The organism is Rhodococcus sp. RCBS9, from assembly GCF_029457415.1.
GTDB classification, from domain to species: Bacteria; Actinomycetota; Actinomycetes; order Mycobacteriales; family Mycobacteriaceae; genus Rhodococcus_F; species Rhodococcus_F qingshengii.
This window is the reverse complement of the sequence record NZ_CP120422.1, coordinates 5,277,793-5,296,451: the sequence shown is the minus strand read 5'-3', so window position 1 is coordinate 5,296,451 and position 18,659 is coordinate 5,277,793. Positions and strand designations below refer to the sequence as shown.

22 protein-coding genes are annotated in these 18,659 nt (G+C 62.0%); 10 read left to right on the top strand and 12 right to left on the bottom strand.

Going from position 1 to position 18,659, the window contains the following annotated elements; translation table 11 throughout:
- Window positions 1-142 precede the first annotated feature (142 nt).
- Together P0M12_RS24925 and mqo are read right to left on the bottom strand one after the other, a co-directional pair.
- Window positions 143-619: a GNAT family N-acetyltransferase gene (locus P0M12_RS24925; protein ID WP_003942808.1), complete on the bottom strand. Its 477-nt coding sequence runs from the start codon at window positions 617-619 to the stop codon at window positions 143-145.
- Between the two features lie 11 nt (window positions 620-630).
- Window positions 631-2,169, bottom strand: coding sequence for a malate dehydrogenase (quinone) (mqo, locus tag P0M12_RS24920; RefSeq protein WP_003942820.1), 1,539 nt, complete (start codon window positions 2,167-2,169; stop codon window positions 631-633).
- Between the two features lie 146 nt (window positions 2,170-2,315).
- Here mqo and P0M12_RS24915 point away from each other — a divergent pair, with 146 nt between their 5' ends.
- On the top strand, window positions 2,316-3,365 hold the full coding sequence (locus tag P0M12_RS24915; protein ID WP_003942674.1) for an alpha/beta hydrolase: 1,050 nt from the start codon (window positions 2,316-2,318) through the stop codon (window positions 3,363-3,365).
- Entirely contained in the window at window positions 3,362-4,738 is a 1,377-nt protein-coding gene (gene mtr / locus P0M12_RS24910) for a mycothione reductase (RefSeq protein WP_042450758.1), read from the top strand. Before P0M12_RS24915 ends, mtr begins: the two co-directional genes overlap by 4 nt.
- Before the next feature lie 77 nt (window positions 4,739-4,815).
- Here mtr and P0M12_RS24905 read toward each other — a convergent pair whose 3' ends face one another.
- Window positions 4,816-5,361 carry a hypothetical protein gene (locus P0M12_RS24905; protein WP_003942671.1) on the bottom strand — a complete coding sequence of 182 codons (546 nt, stop codon included), beginning with the start codon at window positions 5,359-5,361 and terminating at the stop codon, window positions 4,816-4,818.
- Window positions 5,362-5,570: 209 nt separating this feature from the next.
- Window positions 5,571-6,032 carry a PPOX class F420-dependent oxidoreductase gene (locus tag P0M12_RS24900; protein WP_277377016.1) on the bottom strand — a complete coding sequence of 154 codons (462 nt, stop codon included), beginning with the start codon at window positions 6,030-6,032 and terminating at the stop codon, window positions 5,571-5,573.
- A gap of 121 nt (window positions 6,033-6,153) precedes the next feature.
- On the opposite strand from P0M12_RS24900, the gene P0M12_RS24895 reads away from it, so the two are divergent.
- Window positions 6,154-7,023 (top strand): PhzF family phenazine biosynthesis protein, encoded by an 870-nt coding sequence (locus tag P0M12_RS24895; protein ID WP_277377015.1) that lies wholly within the window; start codon window positions 6,154-6,156, stop codon window positions 7,021-7,023.
- Window positions 7,024-7,111: 88 nt separating this feature from the next.
- Window positions 7,112-7,537 (top strand): DUF6069 family protein, encoded by a 426-nt coding sequence (locus P0M12_RS24890; RefSeq protein WP_007734977.1) that lies wholly within the window; start codon window positions 7,112-7,114, stop codon window positions 7,535-7,537.
- Here P0M12_RS24890 and P0M12_RS24885 read toward each other — a convergent pair.
- The 5 genes from P0M12_RS24885 to P0M12_RS24865 all read right to left on the bottom strand — a co-directional run bounded on the left by P0M12_RS24885 (window position 7,534) and on the right by P0M12_RS24865 (window position 12,224).
- Window positions 7,534-8,367 (bottom strand): GAF and ANTAR domain-containing protein, encoded by an 834-nt coding sequence (locus tag P0M12_RS24885; protein ID WP_277377014.1) that lies wholly within the window; start codon window positions 8,365-8,367, stop codon window positions 7,534-7,536. The genes P0M12_RS24890 and P0M12_RS24885 overlap by 4 nt on opposite strands.
- Before the next feature lie 76 nt (window positions 8,368-8,443).
- Entirely contained in the window at window positions 8,444-9,013 is a 570-nt protein-coding gene (locus P0M12_RS24880; protein WP_019748032.1) for a sigma-70 family RNA polymerase sigma factor, read from the bottom strand.
- Between the two features lie 84 nt (window positions 9,014-9,097).
- On the bottom strand, window positions 9,098-10,609 hold the full coding sequence (locus tag P0M12_RS24875; protein ID WP_211920597.1) for a cobyric acid synthase: 1,512 nt from the start codon (window positions 10,607-10,609) through the stop codon (window positions 9,098-9,100).
- An 8-nt stretch (window positions 10,610-10,617) separates the two neighbouring features.
- Complete coding sequence (gene map / locus P0M12_RS24870) at window positions 10,618-11,475, bottom strand: type I methionyl aminopeptidase (protein WP_007734970.1); 858 nt, start codon at window positions 11,473-11,475, stop codon at window positions 10,618-10,620.
- Between the two features lie 29 nt (window positions 11,476-11,504).
- A complete protein-coding gene (locus P0M12_RS24865; RefSeq protein ID WP_277377013.1) occupies window positions 11,505-12,224 on the bottom strand; it encodes a transglutaminase domain-containing protein in 720 nt (239 codons plus the stop codon).
- A 53-nt stretch (window positions 12,225-12,277) separates the two neighbouring features.
- Between P0M12_RS24865 and P0M12_RS24860 the strand changes: the two genes are divergently transcribed.
- The 4 genes from P0M12_RS24860 to P0M12_RS24845 all read left to right on the top strand — a co-directional run bounded on the left by P0M12_RS24860 (window position 12,278) and on the right by P0M12_RS24845 (window position 15,062).
- The gene (locus tag P0M12_RS24860; RefSeq protein WP_277377012.1) at window positions 12,278-12,628 is read left to right on the top strand and encodes an SMR family transporter; all 351 of its coding nucleotides are present in this window, start codon (window positions 12,278-12,280) and stop codon (window positions 12,626-12,628) included.
- Window positions 12,625-12,951 (top strand): SMR family transporter, encoded by a 327-nt coding sequence (locus P0M12_RS24855; RefSeq protein WP_003942819.1) that lies wholly within the window; start codon window positions 12,625-12,627, stop codon window positions 12,949-12,951. The genes P0M12_RS24860 and P0M12_RS24855 overlap by 4 nt, the downstream gene beginning before the upstream one ends.
- Window positions 12,952-13,006: 55 nt before the next feature.
- Window positions 13,007-13,843, top strand: a complete 837-nt coding sequence (locus P0M12_RS24850) for an AraC family transcriptional regulator (protein WP_007734963.1) — start codon at window positions 13,007-13,009, stop codon at window positions 13,841-13,843.
- Window positions 13,844-13,985: 142 nt separating this feature from the next.
- Entirely contained in the window at window positions 13,986-15,062 is a 1,077-nt protein-coding gene (locus P0M12_RS24845; protein WP_232508949.1) for an ABC transporter substrate-binding protein, read from the top strand.
- Between the two features lie 17 nt (window positions 15,063-15,079).
- Here the strand turns inward: P0M12_RS24845 and P0M12_RS24840 are convergent, their stop codons facing one another.
- Window positions 15,080-15,673 carry a GNAT family protein gene (locus tag P0M12_RS24840; protein WP_050656477.1) on the bottom strand — a complete coding sequence of 198 codons (594 nt, stop codon included), beginning with the start codon at window positions 15,671-15,673 and terminating at the stop codon, window positions 15,080-15,082.
- Window positions 15,674-15,835: 162 nt separating this feature from the next.
- Here P0M12_RS24840 and P0M12_RS24835 point away from each other — a divergent pair, with 162 nt between their 5' ends.
- Complete coding sequence (locus P0M12_RS24835; RefSeq protein ID WP_007734954.1) at window positions 15,836-16,234, top strand: hypothetical protein; 399 nt, start codon at window positions 15,836-15,838, stop codon at window positions 16,232-16,234.
- Between the two features lie 75 nt (window positions 16,235-16,309).
- Window positions 16,310-17,755, top strand: a complete 1,446-nt coding sequence (locus P0M12_RS24830) for a hypothetical protein (protein ID WP_277377011.1) — start codon at window positions 16,310-16,312, stop codon at window positions 17,753-17,755.
- Here P0M12_RS24830 and P0M12_RS24825 read toward each other — a convergent pair.
- Together P0M12_RS24825 and P0M12_RS24820 are read right to left on the bottom strand one after the other, a co-directional pair.
- Window positions 17,733-18,110, bottom strand: coding sequence for an SHOCT domain-containing protein (locus tag P0M12_RS24825; RefSeq protein WP_007734948.1), 378 nt, complete (start codon window positions 18,108-18,110; stop codon window positions 17,733-17,735). The two genes, P0M12_RS24830 and P0M12_RS24825, sit on opposite strands and share 23 nt — an antisense overlap.
- Window positions 18,111-18,243: 133 nt before the next feature.
- Window positions 18,244-18,495, bottom strand: a complete 252-nt coding sequence (locus P0M12_RS24820; RefSeq protein ID WP_007734945.1) for a hypothetical protein — start codon at window positions 18,493-18,495, stop codon at window positions 18,244-18,246.
- Window positions 18,496-18,659: the final 164 nt, after the last annotated feature.

Genomic DNA, 18,659 nt, shown 5'->3' with positions numbered 1-18,659 from the left:
GGTTTATCGGTAGAGGAGAGATCTTTCACAGTGGCGGGACCGCGCCTGGATCGAACAGGACTTCCCCGCGAACATTCGGTATCGAAAAAACCCTAGTCGGCTCGCTTTCCCACGAGCCGACCAGGGTCAATTCTCCGACAAACTAGCTGACGGCCACGAAAGGCTCTCCCCCACCACGACGCATCGGGGTGTGCGGGATGCCGTCTTCGATGAACTCTTCGCCGTCAGCCTTGAATCCGTGCTTGGCGTACATCTCGACCAAGTAGGTCTGGGCGTTGATCCGACACGGCGCTTCGCCGACCTCGGCCAGTGCGGCCTGCAGGAGGCGGGTCGTGTGGCCCTGGCCGCGAGCCTGACGCGACGTGCACAGGCGTCCGATTCGGAAGCTCTTGTTTCCGTCGTCGTGCTCTTCGAGCAGCCGGAGCGTGCACACCACCTGGCCGTCCTGCTCGAGCCAGAAGTGGCGTGTTTCCGTCAGCAGGTCCCGCCCGTCCAACTCGGGATACGGGCAAGCCTGCTCGACGACAAAGACCTCCACTCGAAGCTTCAACAACTCGTAGAACGTCTTGTTGTCGAGATCGAGTGCCCATGAACGCTTCAAAGCTGCTGTTGCCGTCATGGGTTGGACTATCACACAGTCGCGGCGGTATCCGCGACCGGAGCCGATTCGGAAGCACCGGCGGAATCGAGCTCGAGAACCTTCGAGGACCAATCCCAGACCTGGTTGAACAGGCCTTCGTTGTCGGTGAGCTTGACGCCGATGGACGGAACCATCTCGCGGAGCTTGCCCTTCCAACCCTGGAACTCGGTCGGGAAGCAGCGCTCGAGTACGTCCAGCATCGCCGGGACGGCCGTGGACGCACCGGGCGAAGCACCGAGCAGGCCGGCGATGGAACCGTCCTCAGCGGCGACCACAGCGGTACCGAATTCGAGGACACCACCCTTGCCCTTGGCACGGCGGATCACCTGGACGCGCTGGCCCGCGGTGATGAGTTCCCAGTCCTGGGCCTGCGCCTTGGGCGCGAACTCACGCAGATCCCAGATGCGACCGGCTTCGTTCTTGGCAAGCTCGCTGACCAGGTACTTGACCAGGCCGAGCTCGCTGACACCGACACCGAGCATCGAGAGGATGTTGTTCGGCTTGACCGAGCCGGGCAGGTCGGTGACGCGACCCTGCTTGAGGAACTTCGGCGACCAACCAGCGTAGGGACCGAACAGCAGACCCGGCTTGTTGCCGATGACACGGGTGTCCAGGTGAGGCACCGACATGGGCGGGGCGCCGACGGCAGCCTTGCCGTAGACCTTGGCGCTGTGCTGGTCGATGAGTTCGGGGTTGGTGCATCGCAGGAAGGCACCGCTGACCGGGAAGCCTCCGAAGCCCTTGGCTTCCTTGATGCCCGACTTCTGCAGCAGGTGCAGGGCGCCGCCACCGGCACCGACGAACACGAAGCGCGAGCGAACGGTGCGCTTTTCACCGGTGCGACGGTTGGTGACCTTGACGGTCCAGGACTTGTCCGAGTTCTGGGTCAGGTTGGTGACCTCGTGGCCGAAGTACATCTTGCCGCCGGTCTTGCCGATGTAGCCGATGAGCTGCTTGGTGAGCGCTCCGAAATCGACGTCGGTGCCGTCCTGGCTCCAGTTCAGGGCGATGGGATCGGAGAAGTCGCGTCCCTTGGCCATGAGCGGCAAACGCTTGCTGAACTCGGCCGGATCGTCGATGTACTCCATACCGCGGAAGAGCGTGTGGCCGGCAAGTGCGTCGTAACGAGCACGGAGGTACTTGGCGTTGGCCTCACCGTGAACGAAGCTCACGTGCGCGATGGGGTTGATGAATTCCTTGGGCTGCGTCAGGACGCCCTGCTCTACCGCGTGTGCCCAGAACTGGCGTGACACCTGGAACTGTTCGTTGACGTTGACGGCCTTCTTGATGTCGACCGTGCCGTCCGAGTTCTCAGGTGTGTAATTGAGCTCACACAGGGCTGAGTGACCGGTTCCCGCGTTGTTCCAGGGGTCGCTGCTCTCGGCTGCGACGGCATCGAGCCGCTCGAAGGTCGAGATCGACCAATCGGGCTGCAGCTGGCGCAGCAATGCACCCAGCGTGGCGCTCATGATGCCTGCGCCCACGAGCACTACATCCGTCTTCGTCTCTACCGCGTTCTGATTCGACACTGGAGAATCGACTTCCTTGTCATTAGCCGTGCGCGCATCCGCCTGCTGTGTTACGCCGAATAGGTTACCCGTGCGTACACGCGCGGTTCACCACCCCCAATTGTGCTCTACAACGCGCACTCGAAACGACGATTAGATTGTGATTTGTGACTACTTGGGTTCCAGACGTCCTCGGTGACGGATATCAGCAGCTGACGATCCCGCTCGGAACGGATCCGGACGGCGAAGGCGAGGTGGACGCAACACTGGTCCGCTACCAACCGCAGAAGGAGGCGGTGAAGACACACCGTGCCGTTTTGTACGTGCACGGCTTCACCGATTACTTCTTCCAGAAGCACCTCGCCGAGCACTTTGCCGAGCAGGGTTACGCCTTCTTCGCACTCGACCTGCGTAAGTGCGGCCGCTCCCTCAAACCGGGGCACACAGCTCATTACGTCTCCGACCTTGCGCTCTACGACGCCGAACTGAACGAAGCGCTGCGCATCGTCCGCAGCGAGACCGAGGGCAGCGAGGTGCTGCTCATGGCGCACTCCACCGGCGGTCTGATCGTTCCGCTCTGGCTGAACCGTTTGCAGCGCAAGCCCGGTGGCAGCGACGGCGCCGGAATCTGCGGGCTGGTACTCAACAGCCCCTGGTTCGACCTTCAGGGTCCCTCAGTGGTGCGCAACGTCGGTACTACGGCGATCGATGCGCTCGGACGGGTATCGGCGAAGACGGTGATCCCGGGAACTGGATTACCGACTTACGGTTCCAGTCTTCATGTTTCGGCCAACGGCGTCTGGGATTACAACCTCGACTGGAAGCCACTGGCCGGCTGCCCCGTTACCTTCGGCTGGATGCGGGCCGTCCGAGCGGGTCACGCAAAACTTCACCGCGGCCTAGACATCGGAGTGCCCGCGCTGATTCTGCGCTCGAAGAAGTCGCAGTTCGCGAAGGCGTACAACCCGAGCGTCGACCTCGCCGATTCCGTGCTCGACGTCAAGCAGATCGCACGTTGGGCCGGTTGCCTCGGCGATCGCACCACCATCGTCCCGATCGACGGCGCCCGTCACGACGTGTTCCTTTCGACCGAGAAGCCCTTGGCCACAGCCTTTTCCGAACTCGACCTGTGGTTGGAGTGGCTCGACGGCCACCTCACCCCGGCCGCAGAAAGTTCGGCAAGCACAGCAAGCAACACACAGGAGATCGCGCAGTGACGCACTACGACCTTGCAATCATCGGCAGCGGATCCGGAAACTCGCTGCCCGACGAGCGGTTCGACGGCAAGAAGATCGCAATCCTCGAAGAGGGCACCTTCGGCGGAACGTGCCTCAATGTCGGGTGTATCCCGACCAAGATGTTCGTCTACGCCGCCGAGGTGGCACGCACCGTCACCACTGCCGAGAAGTACGGCGTCGACGCCACGCTCGACGGCGTTCGTTGGTCCGACATCGTCAAGCGCGTCTTCGGCCGCATCGATCCCATTTCTGCAGGTGGTGAGCGGTACCGCAGCGAAGACAGTCCCAACACCACCGTCTACCGCGGCCACGCCACGTTCACCGGCGACAAGACGATCGACACCGGAACCGGCGAGACGATCACCGCTGACCAGGTGGTCATCGCAGCCGGTTCGCGTCCGATCATCCCGAACGAGATCGCGTCGAGTGGTGTGAAGTACTACACCAACGAAGACATCATGCGACTGCCCGAACTTCCCGAGCACCTCGTGATCGTCGGCTCTGGATTCATCGCCACCGAGTTCGCACACGTGTTCTCCGCGTTGGGTTCTCGCGTGTCGATCATCGGTCGCAGCCAGCGACTGCTGCGGCACCTCGACGACGAGATCTCCGAGCGCTTCACCGAGTTGGCCGAACAGAAGTGGGACGTCCATCTGGGCTCCCCCCTCACGTCGGTAGGCGGCGACGGCGACAACATCGCCGTCGAACTGGCAAACGGCACAGTCGTTTCCGGTGACGTTCTCCTCGTCGCGGTCGGTCGTCAGCCGAACGGTGACCTACTCGGTCTCGACAAGGCCGGCGTCGAACTCGACGACAAGGGCTCGATCGTGGTCGACGAATACCAACGCACCACCGCCGAGGGCGTCTTCGCACTCGGTGACGTCTCCTCGCCGTACCAGCTCAAGCACGTCGCCAACCATGAAGCGCGCGTTGTTCAACACAACCTGCTCCAGGACGCGTGGAAGGACACGTCCGGGCTTCGCAGCACCGATCACCGCTTCGTGCCGGCAGCCGTGTTCACCGACCCGCAGATCGCCGACGTCGGAATGACGGAGAAGCAGGCTCGCGACGCCGGACTCGACATCACGGTCAAGGTGCAGGCTTACGGCGACGTCGCGTACGGCTGGGCGATGGAGGATCAGGAGGGCATCTGCAAGGTGATCGCCGAGCGCGGCACCGGACGCATCCTCGGTGCCCACGTCATGGGCACTCAGGCTCCGACCGTCATCCAGCCGCTCATTCAGGCGATGAGCTTCGGTTTGTCGGCTCAGGACATGGCGCGTGGCCAGTACTGGATCCACCCGGCCCTGGCCGAAGTGGTCGAGAACGCGTTGCTCGGCCTCGACATCTGAGCCCCGCCGCCCCAACGACGCCGAAAAGGCGGGCACTCCTCGCAATGGGAATGCCCGCCTTTTCGTAGGTCAGAGTTTCACCAGGGGCTGGTACGCAGCACGATCTCGGTTGCGAGTTCGGCCGGTGCCGACTTGACGACGTCGTCGACACCCGGAAGTTCCGTCACGCGGAAGTCGGAGTACACGAAACGACCGCTGGCGTCGGCGATGGCCCGACCTCCACTGCCCACGACTACGGTGGTCGGAACCTCGACCGGCGGAACGCCGGCAATATCGCTGGCCGACGGATGTCCACGGTCCACGGCGATCAAACTCGCGAAGCGGCCGAACTGACGTGCAGCCAACAGCCACGCGAGATCGGCGCCCTCCCGGTGACCGACCAGATTCACCCAGGCGATGTTCAACTCGTCCAGCAGTACCACTGCCGAGGTCTCGTCGAGATTCTCGATCGATTCCACCGCGACGGTCCGCAGGTCCGAATGATGCAGTCGCTCACACACATCGTCGTACAAGTCGACGGGGTCGCCCTTGCCGGGAAGCAGGAGTACCGCATGCTTGCTGACCGGCCCGTCGATCCGAACGGTGCACGAACCACTGCCCACCGCTACTCGAGTCAATTCCATGTCTGGAAACGGTACGCGATCCACACAGTGGAGGACCCTGGAGTCGACAGAAGTATGACCACTCATACATTCACGCGCCGCTACGAGCCCGAATTGTTCGCTCTGTACCGCCTCCACTCGGAGCGAAAGTGGCTTTCGGCGCATCTGAGGCGACGGGCGTACCGTTCGCTCGAAAGTGGGGGTGGGCCGAACTCCAGTGGGGCGCGGCTCTAGGTACCGGACGGCTTGGGGAGCCTCGTCATTCCGTAGACGTGATCAGCGCGCACCGTGACGATCTGTCGACGCTCCGCAACCATCGCTTCGCGGTACTCCTCCCAATCGGGATGCTCCTGACCGCTGATGTCCCGGTACAGCTCGACCAGTGCGTCAGACACTTCGTCGTGAGGATCGGCCGCGACGGGTGTCACCTCGGCAAGTCCTTCGATCACGGCGTAGCTCCAGAAGTCGGGCGCGCTGACGTGGAGGGAAACCCGCGGATCACGGATCGCATTTTTACTCTTGGCGCGATCGGCTGTGATGGACACGGAAGCCGTCTTCGACTCGTCATCCCAGCGGTAAATGATGTTGGACAACTGTGGGCGGCCGTCACGCTTGACGGTTGCCAGCACACCTTGTTTTCCCTCGGCCACGAGTGCGAACAACGCTTCGTCGGTGTCTGTGTCATTGCTCATGTCTGCAGCAACGACGCCGTGCGGCCGGTTTGTTCCGGAGGCAGTCCAGTTCGAAGATCGCGGACCGCAATCGCGCGATGTCTCTTCCCCCGATGGACGACAGCGGACAAAGATGGTCGACATGGCAACTTCTCACGACATCCTCCGGCTGACTGCGTTCAGTTCGGATCCGGCCGGCGGTAATCCGGCCGGCGTAGTGCTCGACGCGCGCGGACTCGACGACTCCGAATTACAATCTGTTGCAGCCGATGTCGGGTATGCCGAGACGGCGTTCCTCATCGAACCGGTACTCGGAGGCAACCCGCGCCACAGCCGGATCCGGTACTTCTCCCCTATCGCCGAAGTACCGTTCTGCGGTCATGCCACTATTGCGACGGCCATCGCTCTCACCGAGCGAGACGGCGACGGAACCTTCACATTCGAAACACCGATCGGACCGGTATCCATCGACACGACGACCGACGAGGACGGAACGTCCACCGCGACCTTCACCAGCGTCGAACCATCGGTCTCGCCGATCGATCACGCCGTGCTGACAGCGCTGCTCGGGCTCATCGGCGTCGATTCGTCTGCGCTCGACGCGCGGTATCCGGCAATGCTTTCGTACGCCGGCAACACTCACCCGATCGTCGTACTTCGTGATCAGTCGACATTCGACGAGTTCACCTTCGATCCATCCGCAATGCGAACTCTGATGGACGCGCAGGGATGGGCCGGCACGGTGACGATCCTGCATCCCCTCGACGACAACACCTTTGAAGCCCGAAATCTGTTTCCGGTGGGAAACATCGTCGAGGATCCCGCAACCGGGTCCGCAGCGGCATCGACCGGCGGTTACCTGCGCAAACTCGAACCCGCGGCCACTCCGCGGCGGATCACCATCCACCAGGGCCGACACGTCGGGCGTCCCAGTGTGCTCGAAGTCGACATCCCAGTCGACGGCGGTATCTCGGTCACCGGCACCGCAGTGCCCGTCGTCGACGGGCAATAGTCAACCTCAGCGATGAGTTCCTCCCCGCCGGCGGGTCTATTCACCAGAGCGACGTCACAAGAGCATCGCATCGAGCCGGGAGAACATCATGTCTGCAATCGCTTCAACCGCACACAACCTCCACCTCACCAAGCCGCGTGCCGTACTCGGCGCCACGGTCATGGCCCTCGTCGCCAACCTGATCCTGTGGTTGATCGGCCTGGCATCGGGCGGATCGTTCGAGATGACAGATCAGGGAAAGGTGGCGAGCGTAGCTCCCGGCGGGGTCATCACACTTACGGTAGTGCCGTTGCTGGTCGGTTTGTCGCTCGCAATGTTGATCTCACTGAAGTGGGAGCCGATCATCCGCATCGCTCAGGTCGTGGGTGCAGTGTTTGCGCTCGGCACCATCGCCCTGACGATCGCCGCGGACTTCGACGCCGCCAGCACGGTCACGCTCGCGCTGATGCACGTGGTTGTCGCCGCGAGCGTGGTCGTCGCGCTCGAGGCCGTACGTCGGTCTCCGTCGAACTAGACCGCGGTAGGCGGCGCGGAATACGTCTCGACGATCTCGGCTGCCACGTCACGCAACTTGGTGTTCGTGGTCTGAGACTGCTTGCGCAGCATGCGAAATGCGGTGTCGGCGTCGATTCGATGGATGGCCATCAGCATGCCTTTGGCCTGTTCGATCGGCGCCCGAGTCTCGAGCGCGCGTTGCAGGGCGTCAGCTACGGCCTTGGCAGATTTGAAACGGGAGAAGTCTCCGATCGCGCGTGAGACTGTTGTCGTGAGAATCTCCATGACTTCCGCGTCGACGCTGTCGAAGGCCGCTGGGGCACGTCCGTACAGGTTGAACGAACCGAGTCGCTGATCCGGCGTGAAGAGCGGCGCCGCGAGAAAGGACTTGATCCCTTCGTCCTTCGCGGCCGCCGCGAACCGCGGCCAGCGTTCTGCGCTGGTCTCGGCATCGACGACTACGGTTTCACCGGTTCGAGCCGCGTGCAGACATGGTCCGTCGCCGGCGTCGTATTGCTCGATGTCGACGCGCAGGGTCCGCGAATCGGTGTGAACGGCGGTGTAGGTCTGCCCGGCAAGATCGATGGTGACGCCGATGCTGTCGGCGCCGTCGATGGCGTCGTTCGCGATTTCGACGGCGCGCTGGAGTAGAACCACGAGTTCGTCCTCGTCGCCGATACTTCCCCCGAGCGCTGCCAGCAACTCTCTGACCGCACGTGCCGTCAGCCGAGTTTCCGCAGCCTCGACGGCGACGTCAGCACCAGTTGCCGTCGCATCGTCCGGCAGTACCGACGGCACCGAATCCTCGGTTCTCGGGTCGAAGCCTCTGGGGTCGAAAGCGGTATCCACGACGAAGCATTCTTCCAGCTACCCGGGCCGTCAGTAGAGTGAGTTCGGTGACAGAACCCGGCAAACCGCCGAGTCGTCATCGCCATCGATCGAGCGCGAGACCCAGATTCCGCCTCGCCCGAGTGTGTTGGCCACGAACCGCGTCCGGACTCAGTTCCAGGACAACTGCGATCTGTGGATACGTCATGCCCTCGACTTCCCGCAAGACCCAGGCGGCGCGCTGACGCAGCGGTAGACGATCGAGTTCGGCTTCAAGAGCGTCGAGAAATGCTGTGCCGCATACTTCCTCGCTCGGATCGCGCAATCGAGTATCGACTTCGTCCCGAAGTCCGTCCACATCGGCGGCGCAGGAGCCGACTTTTCGATGGACATCCGAGATCTTGCGAGAACAGATCGCGAACAACCAGGTCTTGATGCTCGAGCGCCGCTGAAACCTCGGAAGTTGGCGCCAGGCGGCAACGCAGGTTTCCTGGACGATGTCGTCGACGTCACTCTCACTGGTGACGAGTCGACGGGCAAATCGATACAAGTGCGGGCCGTATCGGCGAACGATGACGTCGAAGGCCGCATGATCGCCGAGCATTGCCGAGTCGACCAGCACCTCGTCACTGAAGTCGGTCAGCAAGCCGTCGAATTGATCTGTCACCGCGCACACTCCTACTAGGGAGCCGTCGCGGGAGTGAGGCCTGGCTATTCTACCGCGTCCACGTCGACACCCGCGGGAGCGCTCTCAGGCTTCGAGTGCGGAAGCAATGACGGGGAGCCCGATAGGCGCCCCACCGTTGATCAGTTTCTCGAGTAGATCCTGATCGAGGTGCTGCTCGACGAGATCAGCGAGAAGGTCGAGTTGTTGTTCTCGCACCGCGGCAACCGCGGTGTCGGGTGCAGCAACAAAACCGGGAACCGCGAGCTCACGCAGCAGGCTGCGCCGAAAGTCGTCACTTTCCAGGAGACCGTGCCAGTGTGTCCCTCGAACAGGCCCTCGCACACTGCCTTCCGGCATACCGCTCGAGTCCGCCAGCAATGGGTGGTCCCCGTTGCGCACGACGCGTCCGTGATGAATCTCGTACCCGGACACCGAGATACCGTCTGCCGTACCGGTCATCTGCGCCAGCACCTTGTCCGGAGCGAACTCGACATCGAGGTCCAGCAGACCCAGTCCCGCGGTGGTCCCTGATCCTGATTCGACGTCGTCGACGATGGAATTACCCAGCATCTGGTAACCGCCGCAGATTCCCAGGACTGCTTGCCCGCGACCTGCTCGCGCGACGATCTCGTCGGCCAGGCCGGTACTTCGCAACCACTCGAGGTCACTCACGGTGGACTTACTACCGGGGATCACCACGAGGTCCGCTTCGCGAATCCGCGACGGATCGGTCACCCACGAAACTGCCACGCCCGGTTCACATGCCAGTGCCTCGACGTCCGTGGAGTTGGAGATGCGCGGGAGCCGAACCGCAGCAACGGTGAGCCAGGCCGAACCGACGGGTGGGCCCGGGCGCCCTACCGGGGCATTGCCGGTGACGCCAAGCGAATCCTCGGCGTCGAGCCAAAGATCGTCGGCAAACGGGATCACTCCGAGAGTGGGTCGACCGGTGAGGCTGCGCAGTTGTTCCAGTCCGGGTTCCAACAGTGCAACGTCACCGCGGAATTTGTTGATCACAAATCCCGCGATCAATGCCTGGTCGCTCGGCGAGAGCACAGCAACGGTCCCGAACAGATGGGCCAGGACGCCGCCGCGATCGATGTCACCGACGACGACGACCGGAATCCGCGCAGCCTCAGCCAATCCCATGTTGGCAAGATCCGTTGCGCGCAAGTTGATTTCGGCCGGTGAACCGGCGCCTTCACAGATCACGACGTCGAACTCGGATCGAAGCGATTCGAGATCTTCGGCCACGACGGCGCGAAGCCACTGCCGATGCTGCATGTAGTCGCGAGCACCCACTGTGGTCATCGCCTTGCCCCGAACAACCAATTGCGACGTGCGGTCACTTCCAGGCTTGAGCAGCACCGGATTGAATCGAACACTCGGCTCCAGACCGCATGCACGCGCCTGAAGTGCCTGCGCACGGCCGATCTCTCCGCCGTCCAGCGTGACCACGGAGTTGTTCGACATGTTCTGCGCCTTGAACGGCGCCACTCGGACGCCTCGACGCGCCAACATGCGACACAATCCGGCCACAAGAACGCTCTTGCCTGCGTCGGAAGTAGTGCCGGCTACCAGCAGAGCGCCGCGCATCTCCGAACTCAAGGCAGGGTGAGAATCTCTGCACCGGTCTCGGTGACCACCAAGGTGTGCTCGAACTGCGCCGTCCACTTACGGTCCTTGGTGACGACGGTCCAACCGTCCTCCCAGATCTCGTAGTCGATACCACCGAGGTTGATCATCGGTTCGATCGTGAAGACCATGCCCGGTTCGATGATCGTCTCGACCGCGGGCTCGTCGTAGTGCAGGATCACGAGGCCGTTGTGGAAGGTCTCGCCGATTCCGTGTCCGGTGAAGTCCCGGACGACGCCGTACCCGAACCGATGGGCGTAGGACTCGATGACACGTCCGATCACGTTGAGCGCGCGGCCGGGCTTGACGGCTTTGATGGCCCGCATCGTTGCCTCGTGTGTGCGCTCGACGAGCAAGCGGTTCTCTTCGGACACGTCACCGGCGAGGAATGTCGCATTGGTGTCGCCGTGTACCCCGTTGATGTACGCGGTGACGTCGATATTGACGATGTCGCCGTCCTGGATCACAGTCGAGTCGGGGATTCCGTGGCAGATCACCTCGTTGAGAGACGTGCAGCACGACTTGGGAAAGCTCTTGTAGCCCAACGTCGACGGGTATGCACCGTGGTCGAGCATGAACTCGTGTGCGATGCGGTCGAGTTCGTCGGTCGTGACACCGGGAGCGACAGCCTTGCCGGCTTCCTGCAGCGCGCCTGCAGCGATCTTGCTGGCGATGCGCATCGCCTCGATCGTTTCCGGCGTCTGAACCCAGGGCTCGTTGCCCTCTTTGGCGGTCGGCTTCCACGCGTACTCGGGCCGCTCGATCTTCGAGGGCACAGCGAGGACGGGAGAGACGGTTCCAGGGACCAATGGGGTACGCACAGACATGCAGAACAGCCTAGACCTCGCGTCGCGCGTCAGCCGGATGCACTCCAGTTCCGGAAAACCGGGTCGACGAGAATTCTGACGGGGGTCGACATCGTCTGTCCGAATTCCTCGAAGAGCACGTCGCGAGATTCGAAGGTGCCCAGATCGCGGTCGACGAATTCGGAGAAGTCCAAGCAATCACACGAAACAGACTTGCCCCAACTGATCGGAGCGCGTCCGATCGCGTCGAACAGTGTCTCCTCGCCGGTGTTCGTGAACGGTTCGAGCGCTGAGACCACCGCAGGTGAAACGATCTCGGAGATGTCCTGCCAGCGTCCGTCGACCAGAAATTCCGGCCACGCCAGCAGCACTGACTTCGGAATCACCGCATGTAGACGCCGAAATCTCGGGTACCAGAATTCCCCGCGTAGTACGAGACCGCGTACTCGGGTGGCGATTCCTCGGCGGCGAGCCAACGCTTCGACGATAGCCAGTCTCTGACTGCAGGATCCGCGCTCTCGACTCAATGTCACCGAGACGGGTTGCCGGTCGTCGAGGCCGTACACCGGCCAAATATTTGCAGCGACGCTGCGATGCGCCGACACCAGGAACTCCTGCGCCGACTGGATCGCACCTTCTGCAATGTCCTCGTAGAGGCGGGCCACGTCGTCGTGGCCCCAGTCGAGGATCGGAGTTGCGGCCACATCGCCAACCGACGCGTCGTGGCGGATGTCACCTTTGCGGATTCCACCGAGCAGTACGCACGTCATGTCTCAACCGTAGTGCGCGACCGGAATCGGTGGAGCCTGACAGAATCCCAACCGTGAAGAAATGGCTGTTGTTGATCACCGCGATCCTCACCGAGGTGTCTGCGACGCTGTCGTTGCGCGCCGCCCTCGATCACCCGGCTTGGTACGTCGTGGTCGTCGGCGGATATCTCGCAGCATTCACCGCCTTGTCGTTCGTCCTGCGGGAGGGCATGGGACTCGGTGTTGCATACGGAATCTGGGGCGCAACCGGAGTTGTCCTGACCGCAGTATTCGCAACTTTCCTTTTCGGAGATCCTCTGACGGCCACCATGGGCGTCGGGATTGCACTGGTCATCGGCGGAGTGCTGTGCGTCGAACTCGGTTCCCAGGTTGGTGCCGACAGCGGGCCGGTGGACCCGGCATGACCTTCGTATTTCTGATCGCTGCAATTATTTCCGAGGTCACCGCGACGTTGTCACTACGGATGGCGTCGCAGGACGGCAGCGACAAACGATGGCTCGCGGTTGTCACCGTGGGGTATCTCGCCGCTTTCGCCTTCCTGACCCTTGCGCTCGACGCGGGCCTCACCATCGGCGTCGCCTACGGAATCTGGACCGCATGCGGAGTGGCGTTGACGGCAATCGCATCCCGTATTCTCTTTCGCGAACCGCTGACCAGGCTCATGATGGTCGGGATCGGCCTCATCGCGGCAGGCGTGCTTCTCATCGAACTCGGTGCGAGTCACTGATCGCTGCCCACATCAGTGTAAGGTTTACCTAACTTTGCTCTGGAGGTAGTCCACGGTGCTGATCCCTGCCCTTCGTGAAATCGACGACGGTCCACAGCTGGACGACGATTCCCACTTACGGGAATCCGACCGCCACACTCCGATGGCGCGCGCCGTCCCGGCGCCGTTCCAACTCACGACGTACATCGTCGAGACCGACCACATCACCCGGTGGCCAGAGCACGCTCACATCGAGCACGAACTGATCTGGTCCGACCGCGGTGTCGTCAACATGATCATCGACAATCAACTCTGGACCGTCACGCCCGGCGTCGGCCTGTGGATCCCCCGCGGGGTCCTCCACGAAGGTCAGGCAAATCCCCACGTCGCATTCCGCGCCACGCTCTTCACCCCCGAGCTGTGGACCCCCGCCTGGAACGAACCGTGCATCGTGACACTGAGTGAGGCAGCCCGGGCACTGCTGATACACCTCGCCCACACCGGAATGCCTGCAGAACAACGCCTTCGGGCACAGCAGGTTTGTGTCGATCTCCTCACGCCGGCATCAGCACCTCACTTCGACGTACCGATCCCCCGAGATCCGCGGCTACGGATGCTCGTCGACAAAGTGCTGTCGGATCCCGCCGACGATCGATCACTCGATCAGTGGGCTCACGTTCTCAATCTCAGCCGACGTACGGTCACCCGGATTTTTGCCGCGGAACTCGCCTTGAGCTTTGCGCAGTGGCGCACTCTGGTTCGTATGAGCACGGCCCTCGGCATGCTCGGGACCGGAATGAGTGTGAACGCCGTCAGCCGCCGTGTCGGTTACGGGACGTCGAGTTCCTTCATCGCCGCTTTTCGCAAGACGGTCGGCTACACCCCCGGCAATGCGCTCGCCGCTGTCAACTGACTCGAGCCTGACCTGTTGTCGACATCGGCTGGCCCCTTCGCTACACGCACGCGCCCTACATTCACTTAGGTAAGCCTGCTCTCATGCGCGTACTGCGCTGAGTCGTGCAAGCACTTCCCTGATCAATCCCGAGGAGTTTCGCGTGTTCAGATCTGCCCGTCAGAGAATTCGTCCCCAGCGGAGGCGACGAATCGTTGTTGCGCTCATGCTGGCGGCGGCACTGCCTCTGACCGCCTGCACACAGTCGTCATCGGACGCCCAGGAAAACAATTCATCGGCATCCGCCGTCGAGGACGGCGCCTATCCCGTGACGATCAAGCACGCTTTCGGCGGGACCACCATCGACAAGGAGCCGACACGGATCCTCACCCTCGATTCCGCAGCGGCAGACACGGTCATCGCCCTGGGTGTCACTCCGATCGCGATGCAGAAGGACTCTTGGGCCGGCGACGCCGACGGGTTCCTGCCGTGGACCCGCGCCGAACTCGAAAAGTCGGGCCAGACGCTGCCCACGCCTGCGCCGTACTACTCCGACAGCGGCGAGCTACTGTTCGAGCAGATTCTCAATGCCGCGCCTGATCTGATTCTTGCCCCGTACTCGGGCTTCTCCGAGCAGGATTACCAGCGCCTGAGCTCGATCGCCCCGACCCTCCCGTACGACACCAAGCCGTATCAGCCCAGCTCGTGGCAAAACCTCGCCACCGATGTCGGCAAGGCACTCGGGCGTCCCGCTCAAACCGCGGCGCTGATCAAGTCGGTTGAGGAATCGGTCCAGGAATCGAAGGCGAGTCATCCCGAATTCAACGGAGTCACTTTCGCCTTCGGTTCCTACATCCGTGAAGGAGAAACCGAAACCGCCATCTACGGTCCGGACGATCCGCGCGTCAAGTTTGTCGAAAACCTCGGGCTCACAGTCGCTCCCGACGTGGTGAACGGCGCCAAGAACTTCGCCGGCGACTCGTTCCTTTTCGGCATCAGTATGGAAAAGCTCGACACGATCAACACCGACGTGTATCTCGGTTGGGCAAGCGATCAGTCGGAAGTCGACAGCACATTGGCCAACACTCTGTTCTCGCGGTGGCCGGTCATCGCCAACGGCAAGGACCTGTGGATCACCGACAATCGCCTGACTGCGGCGACAATGTACGTCAGCCTTCTGAGTGTTCCGTGGGCGACCGACGAACTCGTGCCACAGTTGACCGAACTGGTCGCGAAATAGCAGCCCGCTCGGTCTGATCAAGCAACTGAAGGCCACTCACCGCGAAGTGTCGCGAAAACCACGGTGTCGGTCCACTCGTTCTTGATCCACGCGTTCTGCCGAAAATGTCCCTCTCGCCTCATACCGATCCGCTGCGCGAGTCGCGCCGAGGATTCGTTTCTCGAATCCATTCGCGCGACCACGCGGCGCAATCGGGGTGTCGCGAACGCGAGGTCGATCAGAGCGGTCACTGCTTCCGTCGCGAATCCTCGGCCGCCGAACTCGGGCGAAAATGCCCACCCGAGTTCGGCGGTGTGCTCGACTTCGGCTGTGCAATCAGATTCTTCGACTCGCCAAGCACTCACGCTTCCGACAACCCGGCCCCCGTACTCGACAACAAGTGCCACCGCGCCCGATGCCAGGTCGCGGCGAGACATTCTGGTCTGCACGGCCTCCCGAGCCTCCGCGAGACTCCAGGGTTCGTTGAGCAAATATCGGCATACGTCGCTGCGCCCGTAGAAGGTGAGAAGATCCCGGTGATCGCCTGGGCGGTAGGTACGGAGCACCAGCCGGTCCGTCCGGATCACACCCGGTGCAGGCCTCATCGCCACACCTACGTCCGCCATATCCATGCCGTCACGGTAGGTTCTTTCGAATTCGTAGGCGAATGAATATCGCAATGCTGTGCAGCGCTCAATGTTTGATTTGCCCTCCGACGGGCTACTTCACCACCGTAAAAGGTCGGGACAGGGAAATATGCCAGGCTATTTCGCGCTTCAAATCTAGGGGCGGTCATGTCCGAGGATTCACTGGTAAAGCAGGGTGTGGCAAAAGGAAGCGCGCTGGGCGGAGCCGTTCTCCTCATCACAGTCGGCGTGCTCGAAATCCTCCAAGGCATCTCGGCGATATCGGAGGACGACGTGACAGTCGTCGGCCCGGAATACACGTACCAATTCGACCTCACTTCGTGGGGATGGATCCACCTCGTACTCGGTGTGCTCGTCACCGCTGTCGGAATCATGCTCTTCACCGGCGCGACGTGGGCACGGGTAGGCGCGATAGTCATCTGTTCTCTGTCGATCCTCGCGAATTTCCTGTGGCTACCCCACTCGCCGTGGTGGTCGATCATCATCATCGCGCTCGACGTATTCGTCATCTGGGCCGTCGCGACCTGGAATCCCGAGGTCATCTGAGGTCACCCGCCGAATCATCTTCGCAGTTCAGCATTTCAACTGTGCGCCAGTAGTTTCCGTCCCGGGAGGACCATCATGGCAAACGGCACGAGCGACGGACCACTCCAGGAGGACGAACGTGCCGAACTAGCCCGGTTGCGCGAAGAGGTAGCAACACTTCGCGAGCAGACTCCCAGCGCCCGCGAAACGACCGTCGAGAAAGTCTCCCGACCACCTCGACATGGGCTGCGGTGGACCGCGGTGACAATCCTGCTGGTGCTGGTCGCACTGCTCGCAGTCTTGTCGGTAACCACCCGCTTCGTACGTAGTCAGATCCTCGACACGGACCGCTACGTCAGCACGGTAGCGCCACTGGGTGAGAATCCAGCCGTGCAAGCGGAGATCACGAATCAAGTCACGGACGAGATCTTCGATCGCGTCGACGTCGAAGGGCTCACCACCGAGGCACTCACAGCATTGACGGACGTGTCGAATCTCGAAGCCAACGCCCCTCGCGTGGACCAGGCGTTGGTGGGTTTGGCACCGGTGATCGCCGGCCAGGCGAAGAGTTTCGTCCACGACACAGTGGCCTCGCTCGTTCGGACGCAGCAGTTCGAAGACCTTTGGATTCAGGCGAACCGAGCGGCGCACAACTCCCTCGTCGCCATCATGACCGGAAACTACGGACCCGACTCGGTCGAGGTCGACCAGAGCGGAACGGTCAGCATTTCACTGAGCACGATCATCGACCGGGTGAAAACGGCGCTGACCGACCGCGGCTTCGCTTTCGCAGACAAAATCCCGTCCGTGGACAAGGAGTTTGTTCTCTTCCAGTCCCCCGAGCTGGTGAAGGCGCAGCGAGCCGTCTCGGCACTCGACAAGGTCTCGACGGTGCTGCCGTGGTTGGGAATCGCTTGCGCAGCAGCCGCTGTCGCCGTTGCGCCAACCGGTCGCAGGCTTCGTACGCTGTCCCTGGTCGGTCTGTCGATTGCGTTGGGAATGCTTGTTCTTGCGATCGGAATTCTGATCGGACGTGCAATCTACCTCGACAGTGTCCCTACCGATATCCTCTCGCCAGACGCCGCCACCGCTGTCATCGACACAGTTCTGGTTCCGCTTCGGACGAGCCTTCGCGCGGTTGCGCTCCTCGGTGTGGTGGTGGGGCTCGGCGCCTACCTGATCGGTGGGTCGTCGTCGGCGATCGCCGTTCGTCGAGGCTACGGGCAGGCGTTGGACTTCGTCCGGCATTCTGCAAGCGGCCGAACGCCGAATCAGGTGGAGCGGTGGGCCAATCAGCTTCGTGTCCCACTGCGCTGTGCCATCATCGGCATCGCCGCCCTGTTGCTGCTCTTCTGGCGCTACCCCACCGGATTGGTCGTTGGTTGGATCGTCGTCATTGCGCTCGTTGCTCTCGTCGCACTGGAAGTATTGGTTCGTCCCGCACGCGCCGCCGCGCAGGACGCCGGGCCTGGCGACGGCGGAACCGACGACGCCAGGCCCGGGGCAGAAGATACGAAAACTACGCCAGCGCCTTTGCCTTGATGGCCTGGAATTCCTCTTCGTTGATCGCGCCTGAGTCGAGAAGCTCTCTGGCGTCGGCGATCTGCTGAGTCGGCGATTTCCCGGCGACCTTTCGAATGTAATCACTCTGCGCGTGTATGTGCTCTTGAGCGGCTTCCATCGACCGCCTCGTCATTCCGTCATTCTTGACGACCACGTAGATCATCGCGGACAGGAATGGAATGACGAAGAGGAATATCATCCACAACGCCTTGGCCCAGCCCGAAGTCTCGTGATCACGGAACAAGTCGGTGATGATCGAGAACAACACGCTCAAGTACGCCACAAAGGCAAAGCAGACGAAGATGAACCAGAAGAATTCCCAGAAGCCTTCCATGTCAACGCTCCCTGTACTCGGTTTTACACATCAGGAGTTCGGGAGGCTGACGTTCCGCGCCTGAGCTCCTGCATTCGGCCAGAACTCCCTGGTCCAAGGTCATTTCAGTATGCGCCGACGATCCCCGTTCCGGCTACAGCTCGAGAGAGTTCAGACTCGCCGACCGCTCATCCATTATCGGAATCACGATTCTCCGATCCGAGATCTCTTGTCTGGCCGCTTTTTCGACCAGAAGAGGCACGAAGTCGCGGATCCGACATCCCGCAAAACGCTGGTGAATTGTTCGCACTCTGTTTTCGATCTCCGGTGGAGGAACGGCGGGATAGCGGGAAATGAGGCGAGTGATCACCCGCTCGACGTGGAGCAACTCTTCGTCGCCAGTCATCCATTAATGGTCGTCCGTCCAGCCGAGCACGTCAAGACTCGGAAAGGGTTCGAAAACAACACGATTCGGGTCTCGATTGCGAAGAGAATAGGTTCACCGAATATGGGGCATACACATAAGGGCGGACGGTTCCCCGCGCGCTCGCGTTGCGCTCATGATGCCAG